This window comes from Streptomyces sp. NPDC104581 (assembly GCF_055583685.1).
Window position 1 is genome coordinate 269,194 of sequence record NZ_JBVJNN010000001.1, and the last position, 16,881, is coordinate 286,074.

General features: G+C 69.7%; 15 protein-coding genes and 1 pseudogene. 10 read left to right on the forward strand and 6 right to left on the reverse strand.

The annotated features are described in order from the left end of the window. Window positions 1–114: 114 nt before the first annotated feature. Window positions 115–1,056 carry an endo-beta-N-acetylglucosaminidase H gene (locus ACZ61E_RS01150; RefSeq protein ID WP_469696494.1) on the reverse strand — a complete coding sequence of 314 codons (942 nt, stop codon included), beginning with the start codon at window positions 1,054–1,056 and terminating at the stop codon, window positions 115–117. Window positions 1,057–1,290: 234 nt separating this feature from the next. Continuing rightward, a complete protein-coding gene (locus tag ACZ61E_RS01155) occupies window positions 1,291–1,746 on the reverse strand; it encodes a DUF5707 domain-containing protein (RefSeq protein ID WP_469696496.1) in 456 nt (151 codons plus the stop codon). A 149-nt stretch (window positions 1,747–1,895) separates the two neighbouring features. Here ACZ61E_RS01155 and ACZ61E_RS01160 point away from each other — a divergent pair. The 4 genes and pseudogenes from ACZ61E_RS01160 to ACZ61E_RS01175 all read left to right on the forward strand — a co-directional run. After that, a pseudogene (locus tag ACZ61E_RS01160) lies at window positions 1,896–1,973 on the forward strand (VOC family protein); the annotation flags it as partial. Window positions 1,974–2,187: 214 nt separating this feature from the next. Further along, window positions 2,188–3,414, forward strand: a complete 1,227-nt coding sequence (locus ACZ61E_RS01165; protein WP_469696498.1) for a hypothetical protein — start codon at window positions 2,188–2,190, stop codon at window positions 3,412–3,414. A gap of 152 nt (window positions 3,415–3,566) precedes the next feature. Then, on the forward strand, window positions 3,567–4,424 hold the full coding sequence (locus tag ACZ61E_RS01170) for an aldo/keto reductase (protein WP_469696499.1): 858 nt from the start codon (window positions 3,567–3,569) through the stop codon (window positions 4,422–4,424). A gap of 245 nt (window positions 4,425–4,669) precedes the next feature. Continuing rightward, window positions 4,670–4,861 carry a hypothetical protein gene (locus tag ACZ61E_RS01175; protein ID WP_469696501.1) on the forward strand — a complete coding sequence of 64 codons (192 nt, stop codon included), beginning with the start codon at window positions 4,670–4,672 and terminating at the stop codon, window positions 4,859–4,861. A gap of 29 nt (window positions 4,862–4,890) precedes the next feature. Here the strand turns inward: ACZ61E_RS01175 and ACZ61E_RS01180 are convergent, their stop codons facing one another. Further along, window positions 4,891–5,271 carry a hypothetical protein gene (locus ACZ61E_RS01180; protein WP_469696503.1) on the reverse strand — a complete coding sequence of 127 codons (381 nt, stop codon included), beginning with the start codon at window positions 5,269–5,271 and terminating at the stop codon, window positions 4,891–4,893. 182 nt (window positions 5,272–5,453) lie between these two features. After that, the gene (locus ACZ61E_RS01185) at window positions 5,454–5,912 is read right to left on the reverse strand and encodes an ATP-binding protein (protein WP_469696505.1); all 459 of its coding nucleotides are present in this window, start codon (window positions 5,910–5,912) and stop codon (window positions 5,454–5,456) included. 324 nt (window positions 5,913–6,236) lie between these two features. On the opposite strand from ACZ61E_RS01185, the gene ACZ61E_RS01190 reads away from it, so the two are divergent. The 3 genes from ACZ61E_RS01190 to ACZ61E_RS01200 all read left to right on the forward strand — a co-directional run bounded on the left by ACZ61E_RS01190 (window position 6,237) and on the right by ACZ61E_RS01200 (window position 8,264). Then, the gene (locus ACZ61E_RS01190; protein WP_469696506.1) at window positions 6,237–7,103 is read left to right on the forward strand and encodes a helix-turn-helix domain-containing protein; all 867 of its coding nucleotides are present in this window, start codon (window positions 6,237–6,239) and stop codon (window positions 7,101–7,103) included. Beyond that, on the forward strand, window positions 7,100–7,366 hold the full coding sequence (locus ACZ61E_RS01195) for a DUF397 domain-containing protein (protein ID WP_469696508.1): 267 nt from the start codon (window positions 7,100–7,102) through the stop codon (window positions 7,364–7,366). Before ACZ61E_RS01190 ends, ACZ61E_RS01195 begins: the two co-directional genes overlap by 4 nt. A gap of 79 nt (window positions 7,367–7,445) precedes the next feature. Then, entirely contained in the window at window positions 7,446–8,264 is an 819-nt protein-coding gene (locus ACZ61E_RS01200) for an SAM-dependent methyltransferase (protein WP_469696509.1), read from the forward strand. 15 nt (window positions 8,265–8,279) lie between these two features. Here the strand turns inward: ACZ61E_RS01200 and ACZ61E_RS01205 are convergent, their stop codons facing one another. Next, entirely contained in the window at window positions 8,280–9,926 is a 1,647-nt protein-coding gene (locus ACZ61E_RS01205; protein WP_469696510.1) for a hypothetical protein, read from the reverse strand. Between the two features lie 476 nt (window positions 9,927–10,402). On the opposite strand from ACZ61E_RS01205, the gene ACZ61E_RS01210 reads away from it, so the two are divergent. The 3 genes from ACZ61E_RS01210 to ACZ61E_RS01220 all read left to right on the forward strand — a co-directional run bounded on the left by ACZ61E_RS01210 (window position 10,403) and on the right by ACZ61E_RS01220 (window position 14,000). Beyond that, a complete protein-coding gene (locus ACZ61E_RS01210) occupies window positions 10,403–11,086 on the forward strand; it encodes a LuxR C-terminal-related transcriptional regulator (RefSeq protein ID WP_469696511.1) in 684 nt (227 codons plus the stop codon). A 348-nt stretch (window positions 11,087–11,434) separates the two neighbouring features. Beyond that, window positions 11,435–12,502 carry a ParB/RepB/Spo0J family partition protein gene (locus ACZ61E_RS01215; RefSeq protein ID WP_469696513.1) on the forward strand — a complete coding sequence of 356 codons (1,068 nt, stop codon included), beginning with the start codon at window positions 11,435–11,437 and terminating at the stop codon, window positions 12,500–12,502. A gap of 70 nt (window positions 12,503–12,572) precedes the next feature. After that, on the forward strand, window positions 12,573–14,000 hold the full coding sequence (locus ACZ61E_RS01220; RefSeq protein WP_469696515.1) for an amidohydrolase family protein: 1,428 nt from the start codon (window positions 12,573–12,575) through the stop codon (window positions 13,998–14,000). A gap of 94 nt (window positions 14,001–14,094) precedes the next feature. On the opposite strand, the gene alaS is transcribed toward ACZ61E_RS01220, so the two are convergent. Continuing rightward, on the reverse strand, window positions 14,095–16,776 hold the full coding sequence (gene alaS, locus ACZ61E_RS01225) for an alanine--tRNA ligase (RefSeq protein WP_469696517.1): 2,682 nt from the start codon (window positions 16,774–16,776) through the stop codon (window positions 14,095–14,097). Window positions 16,777–16,881: the final 105 nt, after the last annotated feature.

Genomic DNA, 16,881 nt, shown 5'->3' on the forward strand with positions numbered 1-16,881 from the left:
ACCGGGGTGGGCTTAAGCTGAAGGTTGTGGGAAGGAGAGGGGAGACACGACACCACCCCCCCTAGCAACACCGTTGTCCCCCTCCCCAGAGGGGGCCGGGGCCACACGGTCGCCCTACGGGGTGTAGACGGCGTCGCTGCCGTACAACTCCCTGGTGAACGCCGAGACATCGGCACTGCGGTCGGAGCCGTCGAGGTTGTACGTGAGATAGACGCCGTACCCCTCACCGACGGTGCGGCGGGCCAGATCGGCGGCCGTGGTCTGCGAGGTCCGGCCGATCTCGACGGCGGCCGGGGACAGCTTCGACTTGGGCAGCGCGATGCGGGGGACCTGCCAGGAGCCGTAGTACGGGTTCCAGGCGTAGTCGAACTTGGACGAGAGGTCGACGCCGCCGTAGGAGAGACGCGAGGCGGCCGGGCCTATGTTGTAGAGGCTGATGATCTTGTCCGGCATGTTCGCGCGCAGCGCCGTCACCAGGTGCACGAACGAACTGTCGTTGGGCTGGCCGGTGCCGTTCTTGCCGTACTCGGCGTACTCGTCGTCGAAGTCGATGCCGTCGAGACCGTACTGGGCCACGGTGTCCGACAGTTGTACAGCGAACGCCGAAGCCGCCTGCTGGTTCGGGAAGTTGGCGAAGCCCGCCCCCTGGTGGTTGCCGAGCACCGAGAGGACGACCTTGATGCCCTTCTGCTGCAACGGCCGGATCTCGGTGGCTGCGTTGTCGAGGACGCGCCGCACGTTCTCGTTGAAGTGCAGATACGCCGCCTTCGTGCCCGTGTCGTAGTTGATGTTCGCCGCGAAGATCACGGCGACGTCGAAGACGCTGTCCGTACCGCCGGCGAGGGTGTACTTGCCGACGTTGAGCATGCTGTGGTTGTTCACCTCGACGTACGCCACCGAGGTCGGGCCCTGCTTCGCGGGTGCGGGACCAGGGGCTGGGGCGGGGGCGGGCGCGGCTGTCGCGCCGGTCGTGGTGGTCGTACCGAAGGCGAGGGCCGCGACGGCCGAGAGCGCGAGCGCGGCAGTCCGCGCTCTGCTCCGTACCAGAGTGAACATCGTTGATCGGTCTCCCATCGCATGGGGGGTGCCCGGCCAGTTGGAGCGCCGAGTGAGCCCTCCAAGTTTTCCGCTCCCGTGACCGAACCCCGAGAATCTTGCACGAACCCTCACGACCTTCACGGGACGTCCCACGCCAACGCGGGCTCTGCGTACGGGAGTTGACGCACCCGCGCCGATCGTCCGGAGGCACCGGACGCGTCGGTACGCACCGTACGTCGAAGTGATAAGGCGTCAGCCGACGTTGAACCGGGTCGCCTTCGGGTCGAGCGTCGTGGAGCCGTCACCGGCTCGGGCCAGTACCGCGACGTGCCAGGTTCCACGGGGGGATTCGGCGGCTTCGGCGGCGGTCACGGGCACGGTGTAGGCGCAGCGCACGGTGTCCTCACCGGAGGACTCGCACGTGGCCGGCTCGGCGGTGGCCATGTCCCGGGCGGTCAGCTCCTTCTCCGCGAACGCCGAATCCGCGGGCCAGGCGAGCACCTTGACGTCCTCGACGCCGGAGGACGCGGTCGCGTCGGTCGTGAAGACCAGCGAGCCGGCACGGTCGCCGTCGGGGGCCGTGTAACGGGCGGTGCTCCGCTCCAGGGCGGGCGGCTGCTCCCCGGCGTGCGCGAGGGCGAACGCCCCCGCGCCTCCCAGCACGGCGACCGCGGCGGTCACGGACAGAAGAACGGTGCGTCGGGACATGAGGGTTCTCCACCATCGTCGTCGTCTGAGGTGTCCGAACCGGCGTTCGCTGCGCCGCCGGTGGGTCGATGCTCGTCCGGCGAGGCGACACCGGGCATGAGTACCGGCACTCAGATCGATTGAGTAGAGGCGGCCGGGCGAGCGGCGGGGCAGCGTTGTACGGCATGCTCACCGACCGGTTCGGAGTCACCTGGGTCCTCGACGTCGCCGCCCCGTACAACGGCTGATGCGACCGGCCGGGGCGCTCCGGATCAGGTGAGGGGCAGCCCGTACTCGTTCGGTACTCCGATGACCGGCTGCCCGGAGGTGCGGCCCGACGCCGCGCGGTTGCCACCGGCGGCCGTTTCGAACCGGAAGCAGGACCGGCGGGCCGAAAGGCATCCGTGGAGCACCTGTTTGCGTCCTTCCCAGCAGGTTCCACCACGGAGAGAGGGAAACCCGATGGATCAGCGAACGTCCGACCGGAACGCCGACGCGACCACCGAGTTCGAGCGGGACGTCGTCCAGCTCCTGCTGGAGACGATGATCAAGGTGGCCAAGGAGGAGCGCGAGGACGTCGGTACGGAGAGCGTGCTGAACGCGCTCGTGTCGGGTGACTCGGCCGCGGGTTCCGCGATCGCCCCCGGTATGAGGGCCTCCGGCTCGCTCGCCGGTTCGATCGGGTGCCGGGGGACGTCCGTGTGGGTCAGTGCCGACGCGGGGGACGCTACGGCGGAAGTCCGGGACGACGACGAGCGGGAGATCGACGCCCTGTGGCGGGAGGTCCGGCAGGAGGAGGCCAAGCGGCTGCGCTGGAAGAATCGGAAGAAGACGGATGAGGAGCAGGAGAGCATTCAACTCCCGCCGATGACAGGCGCGTTGCGGTCCTGCCTGCGCAAGGCGCTGGAGACCGCGCGGGAGGAGGGCACTGTCTCGGTGCGCGTGCGCCATGTGGCGCGCGCACTGGTCGAGTTGGACGACACGCGGGCCCGCGAGGCCATGCTGGTGGAGAAGCTGGACGTCTCGGCTGCCGCGACGGCTCTCGACGCGTTGCGGGGCAGCGACGGAACGCCGGAGCCGTCGACGGTGCTGGTGCTGCGCAAGGCGGGGACGTTCGGGAAGAGCGGCAATCCGCTGACCCGGAAGTTCACCGAGTGGGTCTTCGGGGGCGGTGCGGGGTTCGGCTCGGCGGTCGTCGGTGTGGTGAGGTCGGAGGCACGGCGGGGCGCGGTGCGGCGCGGGGTGCCGAAGATCGAGCCGGTCGATGTGCTGCTGGGAATCCTGGCGCTGGACCGGTCGCTGACCGTCGCCGACCGCGAACTGCCCGAGAAGCTGGCGGGCGCGAACCGGGGTGCGGAACTCCTGCGCCGGCACGGTGCGCGACAGGACGCCATCACCCGGGTGCTGCTGCCCTCCACCGGGGTCGCCGATGAGGAGCCCCCGGAGGTCGACGGCACGGCCGACTTCGACCGGCGCCTGCTGCATGTCACACAGCTCACCGCCGCATCTCAGGACTCCCCCACGGTCGGCACGACCCATCTGCTGGCCGCGCTGCTGAAGGGAACCGGGACGGACGCGGAGTCCGCGGCGACGATCGAGCGCGTACTGACCGAGAGCGGTGTGGACGTCGCCGGGCTGCGGGCGGAGCCGGAGCTCCGGGTCCCGGCGGGATCCGCGCGAGCCGCGTGAGCCGGGGCCTCCCGAGCGCCGGTGCCGGTTCCTGTCCGGGGTAGGGGAACGGTGGGCCCGACGGGTACGGAACGCTCCGCCGGGCAGGGACCTGGGGGGAGCCTGCCGGGGACCCGGCAGCGCACGACAGCGGCAAGGGAGAGCGACACACCATGAAGACTCGCCGTATTGGTACCGCCGAGGTGGGCGCGATCGGCCTGGGCGGTATGCCCATGTCGATCGAGGGACGGCCGGACGAGGCCCGTTCCCTGGCCACCGTCCACGCGGCGCTGGACGCCGGGGTGACGCTGATCGACACGGCGGACGCCTACCACCTGCACGCCGGCGAGGTGGGCCACAACGAGTCCCTGATCGCGAAGGCGCTGGCGACGCACAGCCGGGGCTCCGAGGTCCTGGTCGCCACCAAGGGCGGCCATCTGCGGCCGGGTGACGGCTCCTGGACGGTGGACGGCTCCCCCGAGTACCTCAAGCGCGCCTGTGAGGCTTCGCTCGGGCGGCTCGGGGTGGAGGCGATCGGGCTGTACCAGTTCCACCGCCCCGACCCCGGGGTGCCGTACGAGGAGTCCGTCGGCGCGCTGCGGGACCTGCTCGACGAGGGGAAGATCCAGCAGGCCGGTGTCTCCAACGCGAATCCGGAGCAGATCCGGCTGGCCTACGACATTCTCGGCGGCCGGCTCGTCTCCGTACAGAATCAGTTCTCACCGGCGTTCCGTTCCAGCGAGCCGGAGCTGGAGCTGTGCGCGGAGCTGGGGATCGCGTTCCTGCCGTGGAGTCCGTTCGGCGGTATCAGGAACGCAGGCGGGCTCGGCTCCGCGCACTCCCGGTTCCGGACCGTCGCCGACGCCCACGGAGTGAGTCCGCAGCAAGCCTGCCTGGCGTGGCTGCTGGCGAAGTCCCCCACGGTGGTGCCGATCCCGGGCTCCAGCCGGCCGGAGACCGTCACCGACTCGGCCGCGGCGGCCGATCTGGAACTCACCGCCGCCGAGCTGGCGGAGCTCGACGCCGCCTGACACTTCTGGACGGCTGGTCGCCAGGCCGGGGGCGACCAGCCGTCGCCGTACGGGGAGTCACCGGTCACCGGTGCGGCCCCACCGCGGGACGGCCCCGCCGGGCGCCGCCATCACCGTTGGTCGTCGGCGGACGCGACTTGTGGCGACTGTTCCCGGTCCCTTCCTGGCGGTGACGATGGTTCAACTGCCGACCGAGGTCGGCGCAGTCGCGACAGTCCGTCCGCCGAGACCAGGTGCCGAGGATCATGACCAGATGCAAGAAGTGCGGGGCGCGCAAGCGCCGTTGGCCTCGTCCCTGTCCCCGGTGCCGTGCCGGTGACGACGCGCTGGAGACGGCCACGGACGCCGCCGAACTGGCCGTGGAGGTCGGGCTGTTCCAGTGGGCCGTGCGCGGCGCCGTGGGAGTCGTGCGGATGCTGGCCCGCGCTCTGGGATGACTGGCCGGGCGTCGTCGGACGGGGCCGGATCACCAGGCCCCGCAGCCCTTCGACGAGAGGGGCGCCCAGGTGTACCGGACGTGCACGCCCTGGTCGTGGAGCCAGGCGACCTCGCGGTGCCGGAGCTCGTGCGCGGGCTCCGGGGCGATGGAGCTGGGCCAGCGGACCAGTACCGCCGTGACGTGGCCCGTCCGTGCCAGCTGTCTCACCCGCTGCCACCCTCTGCGCAGGGCCGGGTCGGGCTCACCGTACGTATCGGTGACGACCTCGGCGATCGCCAGTCCGCGCTCCTCGGCGTAGGCGTGGCCCTCCGTCCGCGCGCGCTGCGTGGCTCCCGTCTGCACGCCCCGGGCCCGGTCGGCGCACACGTACAGCACGACGGGCGGAGCGGCTTCCTCGGGTGGGGTCATGGGCACCTTCCGCAGGGGGTCGGGGAGGAGGGGTTCCACCGCGCGAAGGGAACTCAGCGGTGCCGTGCGCTCGCTGCTGTCTCGGACGGGGCGACTCGTCCGGTGGGCGGCCGGCCGGTCCCGGCCACGCCGGTCCGGGCTTCCGCCGCCGGGACCGGCGCCGTCCGGCGTCGACCGCCGCGTCAGGGGTGGGCCGTCAACTCCGCCCAGACGACCTTGCCCCCGGCCCACTTCGAGCGCGCGGAGCCCCAGCTGTACGAGAGCTGCTGAACGAGCAACAGCCCTCGTCCGCCCTCCGCCCCGGGACCGACGGCGGTCTCGGGCGGACGGACCGGGGTGTCGCCCTCGTCGTGCAGTTCGATACGCAGGCGCCGCTGGTCGCCGGTCAGCGTGAGACCGCACAGGACATGACCGCTGCTGGTGTGGAGCACCGCGTTCGTCGTCAGCTCGGAGACCAGCAGCACCGCGTCGCAGCAGGTGTCGCCGGGCAGCTTCCACGCGCGGAGCAGGTCGCGCACGGTGTCCCGGGCGGATCTGGCGCTGGTGGGCAGGGCGGGCAGGCCGAACCAGTACTCCCGGCGCGACTTGGTCCCGGCTAACGAGGGGGTCGATGCCGGGACTGAGGGCGTGGACAGAGTCACGGTTGTCGCCTTCCAGCGCCTTCCGGAGGTGGGCGCGATGAGGTGGTGGGGGGATGCGGGACTCAACTCGAACCGTGAAGAGGTCTACGTCGAGCCGGACACCCGGCAACGGGGGCCGACGACGGCATCGACATCACATGCCCTCTCCGGACCGGATCCGCGCGCCATTGCTGAGACTTGACCGCTCACACGTCCACTATGCAAGTGCTGACGCTCATGCTGCAACCGACTCCCTGATAATTTCAGCGGCGCCGGTATCACCCTGGCGTCGACATCAAGTCGCTGTCAGAATGGTGTTATTGACGGCTCCTCAGGAGGTTGGGTGTGAGCGAAGCCCGTTCCAGCACCAGCGCACCGACAGTTCTGCGCATGATCCTCGGCCGCCGGCTGCAGGAGAAGCGGCAGAGCGTCGGTGCCTCGCTGGAGGACGCGGCGCAGGCTCTGCGGGTGACCACCCTGACGATCCGCCGCCTGGAGAAGGCCGAGGTCGCCCTGAAGCCTCTCTACGCGGAGAAGCTTCTGGAGACCTTCGGCGCGGACCGCCAGGAGATCGAAGAGTTCGTCGACCTCGCCGAGCAGGCCAACAAACCCGGCTGGTGGCACTCCTACCGTGACGCCGTCCCCAGCTGGTTCACCGCCTACGTCAGCCTGGAGGCCGGCGCCAAGACCCTGCGCACCTACGAACCCCAGTACGTCACCGGTCTTCTTCAGACCCCTGACTACGCACGCGCCGTGCTGCGCGGCGGGTTACCGAACGGCAGCGAGGAGGAACTCGCACGCCGGGTCGAGCTGCGTCTGCGCCGCCAGAGCCTGCTGGACCAGGAGAACGCCCCCACGTTGTGGGTGGTCATGGAGGAAGCCGTGCTGCACCGGGTGGTGGGCAGCCCCCATGTGATGCGGGAGCAGCTCGAACGCCTCCTGGAGGTCTCGGAGTTGGCGCATGTCAGCCTCGACATCGTGCCCTTCGCCGCGGGCGCGCATGTCGGAGCGTGCGCCCCGTTCACCTACTTCCGGTTCGAGGAACCCGAACTGCCGGACATCGTCTACAGCGAACTCCTGTGCGCCTCGGTCTATCTGGACCAGCGCGCGGACGTCGTCTCCCATCTCGAGGCACATTCCCGCATGGCGCTGCTGACGTCGTCCGAGGACAGCAGGGCGCTCCTGAACCGTATGCGCAAGGAGTACTCATGACGATCACCGGTGAGGGTGTCTACAACGGCATGCCGGCGCGCAATCTCGGAGAACAGGGCTGGGAGCGCCCGTGGAGCGGGCCGAACGGCGGTCAGTGCGTCGAGACGAAACAACTCGCCGACGGCCGCGTGGCCGTACGGCAGTCCGCCGATCCGGCGGGCCCGGCGCTGATCTACACGCCGGAGGAGATCACCGCGTTCGTCCGCGGAGTCAAAGAGGGCTTGGCCGATCACTTGACCGCCGGTCATCTGACCGCCGGGTGATCCGGCGGTGAGCGGAAGGGACGAGGCACGTACCCGTCCCTGGCCTGCGGGCCGACAGACACAGATTGAAGGGAAGCACATGACCACCAGGCACGCCGGCCAGGATCTCGACACGAGCAAGGCCCACTCGGCCCGGATGTACGACTACTTCCTTGGCGGCAAGGACCACTTCGAGATAGACAAGGAAGCGGCTCTGGTCGCCGCGCAGGCGCACCCCGGCATCTATGTGACCGCGCGCGAGAACCGGGCGTTCATGCACCGGGCCACCCGGGTCCTGGCGCAGGAGTACGGCATCCGCCAGTGGCTCGACATCGGTACGGGCATCCCGACCGAGCCCAACCTCCACCAGATCGCACAGTCCGTCACGAGCGACGCCCGCGTCGTGTACGCGGACAACGACCCGCTCGTCCTGAAGTACGCCGAACGCCTCATGCGCAGCACGACACAGGGGCGCACGGCCTACGTGCAGGCCAGCGTCACCGACCCGGACGCGCTGATGGGGGCCGTGGAGGACGCGGGGGTGCTGGACTTCGACCGGCCCATCGCCCTGTCCCTCAACGCGCTCATGCACTTCATCACCGACCCCCACGACCCTTATGCCATCATCCAGCGGCTCCTGGACCCGCTCCCGGTGGGCAGCGCGCTCGCGATGAACCACTGCACGCCGGACTTCGACCCCGTCACCTGGAACAAGGTCGCGGAGGTCTACACGAAGTCCGGGTCCCCGGTGCAGTTCCGTTCGCACGGCGAGGTGCGCCGTTTCTTCGACGGGCTCGACCTGATCGAACCGGGCATCTGCTGCTGCCACCGCTGGCGCCCCGCCGAGCCCGCCGCGGACGGGGCCGACATCCCGGACGCACAGATCAGCCTGCTGGCGGGCGTGGGCATCAAACGGTAGCCGGGCCCCGGGGGTTCAGACGATCGGGCTGGTCTGTGTGCAGTTCTTCCACTCGACCCAGGGCCGGGCCCCGCCGTTCTTCGGACCGGTGGCGTACGTCGGGTCCCCGGTGATCGTCTGGTTCTTCTCCTCGTGCGTGATGTCGATGCCGAACAGCTTGAAGCCCATCGTCACCTGGCCTGCCGAGATGCCGAACCCGATTCCCAACGACGCGTTCCACCAGTCGGTGTTGGCCTTGTAGTCGAGCCGGGACAGCTTGCCCTTGTCGTGCAGCAGCCGCTCCAGCGGTCCCGCGTCGCTGCCCGGCACCTCCGCCGCGTCCGAGGGGGTGGGCAGGGCGTCACCGGCGGGGAAGTCGCCCCGGCCACGCAGCCAGTCCTCCACCAGCTTGCCGTCGGCGTCGTTGTCGAGGACGACCTCGGCCGACTCGGTGTGGATCTGCGACTCGATGGTGCCGCCACCGCCGCCGACATCGATCGTCACCGGCGTACCCGGGACATTGGCACCGGCACCGACCTGGACACCGGCGCCCGCGCCGTTCTCCTGGCTGGTGGTGATGACCAGCTTCTCCGGTCGGTGCTCCTTGCCGTCCTTCTCCTCCTGGTCGAACGTCGCCGCGTCGTAGGTCACGGAGACCTGCTGCATACGCGTGGCCTTGCCCTGCGCGACCTGGCCACCCTTGCCGTCGACGCTGAAGGTGTAGACGAAGGTGATCTTCCCGGCGTCGGGGCCGGTGTTGGCGCGCATGACCACGACGTCCTCGGTCATCGAACCGCTGAGCCCGTCGACGGAGATGCTGCCGAGATCCTTGGACTTGCCGTTCGCGTCCTTGCCGCCGGCGCCCTTCTTGAAGGACTTGCCGAAGCTCACCCCGCCCGACACCTCGGTGGTGGTCTTGGTGATGTCGACGTCCGGCATCCGCTCGGGGTTGGCGGCCTGCATCTGCGACATGGCGTTGTTCTTGCACCCGACCTGGCTGATCGGCGAGACGGGGGAGCCGATCATCGCGTCGCACACGTCCGACTGCTTGAGCGCGGCGGCGAACTCCTCGGCGTCGGCGAGGTTCGCGGCGAGGTCGGCCTGCGGGTCGTCGCTCTTGTTACTGGCGAACACCCACTGCCCGCCCTGGCCCTTGCCCTTGCTGTAGGTGCCGTTCAGCGAGGCACTGCCGCCCCAGTCCTTCAGGCCCGGAATGCCGGCGGAGACGCTGGCCGTGACCCCGACGCTGCTGTCCGTCACCCGCTCCAGAGTGACCGTCCCGTCCGACCACTGCTGGACCTTGAGCTGTTCCGAGCCGCTGATCTTGATGAAGAGGATCTGGACGACGACCGTGTCCTTGGTCTGATCCTGGGAGAGCAGGCACTTCGCGGGCTGGAAGGGGTCACCGGGCGGCCCCTCGGGTATGTCGCCGTCCCCGTCCTCTCCCCCTCCCCCGTCGTCCCCGTTCCCGCCGCCGGAGTCGCAGCCCTCCCCGCCGTCACCGGCGTTGACGATGCGGCACACCGCGTCGTTCAGCGCGACCGACGTGTCGTCCGGGACCGTCAGCGCCACGATCGCGCCGACGATCGCGGCGACGACACCTATCAGCGCGACGTACTCGACACCGCCCTGGCCCCTGGCATCACGTTGCGGCGCTCTCGGGTCGCTCTGGACGCTGATCATCGGACTCCCAAGTCCACGCGGTTACCTCGGCCAGAGAGAGACAGTAGAGATCGACGGGACCGATACGCAGGGCCCCCGGGCCCAACCTGGGCCCAACGGAACACGTGGGCACCGGCTTTGCGCAGCCGCCGCCGGAAGAGGGCGACGCCCTCGGCCACCTCCGTCTGCCGGCCGGGACGACCGGCGGTCCCGCCGGAGGCGGCGACCGCGTGCCCAACCCGGCAGACGACGCCGGACCTGGGATTTTGTGGGGCGAACAACCGACAGATTCAGTGCCGGGGCAGGACTATCGTGCCCCCATTGCATCGGCGGGTGATCAAGCGGTCCATCGCGCGCCGAAGATCAGCGGGGAGAACGGCGTGCACACTGTCGGGAACACGGAACTTGAAGCGCGGCACGGAGAATGGCCGGGTCCCAGCGGGAACCGGCGACAGGGGGACCGCGCCCATGGCGGCGCCGGAAGGCGCGCGTTGCTGGTGCGTGTCCTGGTGGTCGATGAACAGGCGCTGTTCCGCGCCGGCATCCGGCACCTGCTGGCCGACGTGGACGGCTTCGAACTGGTGGGCGAGGCGGAGTCGACCGAGGGAGTACTGCGTTTACTGCCGGAGCTCCCGGCCCCGCCCGATGTCGTGCTGATCGAGCCCCGGCTGGAGGGCGGCGCGGGAATGGCCGCCATCCGGACCCTGCGGTCGGGTCTCCCCCCGGCGCGGAGCGCGGTGAACGGGACCCAGCACAGCGGGGGCCCACGCGTACTGGCCGTCTCGGTCCGGGACGACGACGACTCGGTGGTGGCGGCCATGCGGGCCGGGGCCAGCGGCTACATCACCAAACGGACCTCGGAACAGGAACTGCTGCGCGCCATCGAGATCGTCGCCGAGGGCGGCGCCGTGTTCAGCGCGGTGATAGCGAGGCGGCTGGGCGAGTACTTCTCGGAACCCCACGCCGTGTCCCACCGGTCGGCCTTCCCACAGCTGACGGGGCGTGAGGCCGAGGTGCTCGACCTGCTGGCGCGCGGCTGGAACAACCGCCGGATCGCCAGGGACCTGGTGCTGGCGGAGAAGACGGTCCGCAACTACGTCTCGCAGATCCTGGGCAAGCTGGACGTGCACTACCGGATGGAGGCGGTCGTGCGGGCGCGCGAAGCCGGGCTGGGGGGCTGACGCGCACCGTGAGCGTGCGGCCCGGCCCCCCGGCACCTGGCAGGCACGCCGCGCCGCCGTCCCTACCGTACGGACGGGGCAGATCGCCATGAAGCGGTGACGGAACCGGTGCCGGGGACCCGTCAGCCGGGACATATATGGGACATCCGCCCCAGGAACCCGGGACACCGGGCTGTCTAGCGTGTGAAGAGACGCCCAGTACTTGTGCGTTCGCTCTCACCGCCCGGAGCCACCGTGAGGAGCCAGCTCACGTGCCCCGACCGTCTCCGCGGGCGGTGGGGATCCGCGGCCTCCGGAGCGGGGCCGACGGCCAACGAGGGGATCAGAGCCTTGAATCAGGTGGACGCGATGCCGGTATCAGCCCTCCACGAGGAATCGACGCCCCCCTGCGGCGGTATCGCGGACGACGGCCTGCCCGCGGGGCGGGGGCCCTGGGTTCTCCCACTCGCCGGCCTCACGCTGGGGCGCTCTCCACGCCTGGGAGGAAGGGACGAGGAGCACGTCGCGCGCCTCGCGGAGATCGGCGACGAACTTCCGCCGATCCTCGTGGACCGGCGAACGAGGGAAGTGGTCGACGGGGCCCACCGATTCATGGCGGCCCTGCTCAACGGGAAAGAGACCATCAGCGTCGAGTTCTTCGAAGGAACCGCCGAGGACGCGTTCCTCTGCGCGGTCAAGGCGAATGTGAGGCATGGCCTCCCGCTGTCGCGCGCCGACCGGCGGGCGGCCGCTGCGGGCATCATCGCCTCGCACCCCGAGATGTCCGATCGGGCGATCGCCGAGGTGGTCGGCATGGCGGCCAAGATCGTCGCAGAGATACGGCACACGGCCCAGGACGTGTCGTCGCTGCCGTCCGCCCGCGTGGGACGCGACGGCAGGACCCGGCCGTTGAGCACGGTGGAAGGCCGGCTCAAGGCCGCCAGGATGCTGGCCGACCAGCCGCGGTCGTCACTGCGGGAGGTGGCCAAGATCTCCGGGATATCGCCGAACACGGTCGCCGATGTGCGCGCCCGCCTGGCACGCGGCGAAGATCCGGTACCGTCCGCGCACTCGTCCGACAGGGACCGCCGGTCGGGCTCCCAGGTGTCACCGGCCGGGCGTCGCCCGGAGTCGCGCCCGCTGCGGGCCTCGCTGTCGGCGGCGGCGGACCCGGCCAGCATCATCACCAAGCTGGCGCGCGATCCTTCCATGCGCCACCAGCAGGCCGGACGACAGCTTCTCCAGTTGTTGCAGGCGAACGCGTCAGGGTTGCTGGAGCCCGCCTCGCTCGCCTCGACGGTGCCTTCACACAGTGTCTCCATGATGATTCAACTCGCCCGCCAGTACGCCCAGTTGTGGGGCGACTTCGCTCAGGAACTGGAAGGGTGCGCCCGTTTCATGCCCGAAAGGAGAACCCGGGACGTGTCCGGGCTCTGAAGCCCCGGTGGCTTTCGGGGCACGCCCCGCAACCGACTCCGACACCGTATGAGAAACAGGTGCGCATCCGATGACCGAACGGTCCGACCGCCCGCATCCGACGGGGACTCCGGGGGAGACCGCCGCTCTCCCCGAGCCGGACGCGGGTTTTCTGATTCGCGGCAAGTACGTCCTGACGGCGTCCGATCCCGAGATGATCCCGGACGGCGCCGTACGCGTGGTGGGTGACACGATCCGGGACGTCGGGTCGTTCGCCGATCTGTCCGGCAGGTTTCCCCGCCTGGCCGTTCTCGGCGGGCCCGACGACATCGTCACCCCCGGGTTCATCAACACGCACGGGCACTTCTCCGAAGCCCTCGTGACGGGAATCGCGGAGAACTTCGCTCTCGGTGACTGGCTTCGGGTGCTGATCGACGCCGTCGCTCCCCAACTCGACCGGGAGAGCGCCTTCATCGGGACCATGCTCGCCGGCGCTCAGATGCTGAGGACCGGGATCACGCTGACGAACGACATGTTCGTCTGCGACCCGAGAGCGACTCCCGTCACGCCCGGAGTCGTCCAGGGCCTCGAAGAACTGGGCCTCCGGGGCATCGTCTCCTACGGCGCGAGTGACCGGCGGGCGGGCGCCGCGGTGGAGGACGTGTTCGCCGAACACACCGCACTGCGTGAGGCCGCGGCCGCCGGCACCCTGTGCCGGTTCCGCGTCGGTATCGCGACGGTGGCCGCGCAATCCCCGTCGATGTTCGCACGGTCGGTCGATTTCGCCTCGTCCCACGCGGACGGGGTCCATATCCACCTCCACGAGTCGCGAGAGGAGATCGAGTTCATCCGGGAGACCCGCCGTACGAGCCCCATCGGATACTGCGCGCGGAACGGTCTGTTCGCGTCGCCGACACTCGCGGCGCACTGCGTGTGGCTCGGGGACGCCGACATCCGCCTCCTTGCCTCGCACGGCGTCGGCGTCTCGTACAACCCGGTGTCGAACATGGTCCTCGCGTCGGGGGTGTGCCCGGTCTCACGGCTGCGCGGCAGTGGGATCAATGTCGGGCTCGGCGTGGACGGCCCGGCCAGCAACGACCGTCAGGACATGCTGGAAGCGATCAAGACCGGCGTCCTTCTGCAACGACTGGATCAGCTCGACCCCGCCGCCCTGAGCGCGCGAGCTGCCTTGCGCATGGCGACCGTCGAAGGTGCCGCCGCGCTGGACCTCGATACTGAGGTCGGTTCGCTGGAACCCGGCAAGGCCGCCGACCTGGTTGTCTTCGACGGCGACTCTCCGGCCCTCGCCAATGTCCACGACCCGTTCCAGGCGATCGTCTACTGCGCGGGACCCCGCGAGGTGAAGGACGTCTGGGTGGCGGGACGGCGGAGGGTGGCCGACGGCGAACTGCTGGGCCTCGACGTGCCCGCCCTGGTGCGTGAATCGCGCACACTGGCTCACCGCCTGGCTCAGCGGGCCGGCCTCGGGAAACTGTCGTTGCTCGCGGCGGCGGACTGAGAGGGCGGTCGACGGCCTCGGTGCCGGCCGGGCTCCACGTCGGCCTCGGGGATCGACATCGGCGTGGCGCCCAGCCGCAACGGGCGGGACTGTTCTACAGACTCCGAGACGGAGCCCGCGTGAGAACGGCCCGCCGCACCGCGGCGATCGCCCGGTCCACGGCGCCGGTGTCGGTGCCCGCTCCCTGCGCCGCGCCGTCCTTGCCGCCTCCGCGACCGCCGAGGACCGTCATCGCCGTACGGATCAGCTCGCCGGCCCTCACTCCGCTCGCCTGTGCCTTCTCATTCGCCGCGATCGCACACAGCGGTCGGCCGTCCTTGACGGAGAACAGGGCGACCGCGGCTTCCGTGGAAGGGAACCGCGCGCACACATCCTGTGCCATCCGCCGCAGGTCGTCCATCGCTATCCCCTCGCCCGCCTCGGACGCGACCAGTGCGACACCCCCGACCTGCTCGGCGGACCCCACCAGCGACGCGCTCGCCCGGATGAGACCGTCCCGCCGGAAGCGGTCGATCTCCTTGTCCGCGTCCCGGATTCGCGTGATCATGCCGGCGATCCTCTCCGGCAGCTCCTCCGGCTTGCCCTTGACCAGCTCGGTCAGCTGCCTCAGCAACGTGTGCTCGCGGGCCAGGAAGCGGTAGGCGTCCACTCCGACCAGTGCCTCGACTCGCCGGACGCCCGCGCCGATGGACGACTCGCCCATCAGCTTCACCAGGCCGAGCTGCCCGGTGTTGCGGACGTGCGTTCCGCCGCACAGTTCCTTGGAGTAGTCGCCGATGGTCACGACGCGCACCCGGTCGCCGTACTTCTCGCCGAACATCGCGACGGCGCCCTGCTTGCGGGCCTCGTCCATGGTCATCACCGCCGCGGTCACTTCCAGCTCGCGGGCCAGCACTTCGTTGATCTCCTGCTCGACGTCCGCGAGTACGGAGTGGGGCACCGCGGACGGTGAGGCGAAGTCGAAGCGGAACCGCCCGGGGGAGTTCTCCGAGCCGGCCTGCGCGGCCGACGGGCCGAGCGCGTCGCGCAGGGCCTGGTGCGTCAGGTGGGTCGCCGAGTGCGCGCGGGAGACGGCACGACGGCGGTCGACATCGACCTTCGCGAACACCGCCGAGCCGAGGGCGACTTCACCGACCAGGACCGTGCCCGAGTGCACCAGGACCCCGGGCACCGGCTGCTGCACGTCGCGTACGGCCACGGTCGCGCCCGAGTCTGTCCGGATGCGGCCGTGGTCGGCCAACTGGCCGCCGCCCTCGGCGTAGAAGGGCGTCCGGCTCAGAACGATCTCGACATCGTCGCCTTCGGACGCCGCGGGCGAGGGGAGCCCGTCGACCAGCAGGCCGACGACCGATGCCTCGTCCTCCAGCGACTCGTATCCGGTGAACTCGACGCTCCCCGTGCGGTCCATGACATCCCGATAGGCGGAAAGGTCGGCGTGGCCGAGCTTCTTCGCACGGGCGTCGGCCTTGGCGCGGTCCCGTTGCTCTTTCATGAGCTGCCGGAAAGCGCCCTCGTCGACCTCCAGTCCCTGCTCGGCGGCCATTTCCAGAGTCAGGTCGATGGGGAAGCCGTAGGTGTCGTGCAGCATGAACGCCTTGTCGCCGACCAGGACCGAGGAACCGCGGCGTTTGGTCTCGGTGACCGCCTCGTCGAGAATGGCGGTGCCGGTTCTCAGCGTCTTGAGGAATGCGGCTTCCTCCGCCAGGACGACTATCTCGATGCGCGCACGGTCCTCACGGAGCTCGGAGTACTGCTCACCCATGATGTCGAGGACGGCGTCGAGCAGGGCTCCGGCGACCGGCCCGGTGGAGCCGAGCAGCCGCATATTGCGGATGGCACGGCGCAGGATCCGGCGCAGCACATAACCGCGGCCCTCGTTGCCGGGCGTGACCCCGTCTCCGACCAGCATGGCCGACGCCCGCATATGGTCCGACACGATGCGCAGTGAGACATCCGATTCGGGATCCGCGCCGTACGGAACCCCGGTCAGCTCGGTCGCCCTGTCGATGACGGCTCGCGAGGTGTCGATCTCGAAGATGTTGTTCACGCCCTGGAGAATCATCGCCAGCCGTTCGAGGCCGAGACCGGTGTCGATGTTCTTCGCCGGCAGCTCCCCGAGGATCTCGAAGTCCTCCTTTCCGGTTCCGTCACCGCGTTCGTACTGCATGAAGACGAGGTTCCAGAGTTCGATGTAACGCTCGTCGTTGACGGCCGGGCCGCCTTCGGCGCCGAACTCCGGGCCCCGGTCGTAACAGATCTCGGACGAGGGTCCGCAGGGGCCCGGCACGTCCATGGACCAGAAGTTCGGCCCCATACCGAGGCGTTGGATCCGCTCCGGCGGGACGCCGACGACATCACGCCAGATCGCCTCGGCTTCGGAGTCCTCGTGGAAGACGGTGATCCACAACCGCTCGGGTTCCATACCGAAGCCGCCCGCGTCCTGCGGGCCGGTCAGCAGTTCCCAGGCGAGGGTGATCGCTTCCTTCTTGAAGTAGTCCCCGAATGAGAAGTTGCCGCACATCTGGAAGAACGTGGCATGGCGGGTGGTCTTGCCGACATCGTCGATGTCCGGGGTCCGCACGCATTTCTGGATGCTCGTGGCGCGCTGGAAGGGCGGCTTTTCCTGGCCGATGAAGTACGGCTTGAACGGCACCATACCGGCAGGTACCAGCAGCAGTGTCGGGTCGTCCGCGATCAACGATGCCGAAGGCACGACCGTGTGCCCGCGATCCTCGAAATAGCCGAGCCATCGTTTGCGGATTTCCGCCGACCTCATTGACGTTCTTCCTTCCCAGTGGCCGAGCGATCCCTCTCGTGGAGGTCCCCCGAGCTCGTCGTGCATTTCCCGTCGAGTGTGACACGTTGCCATGTGCCGTCGGGC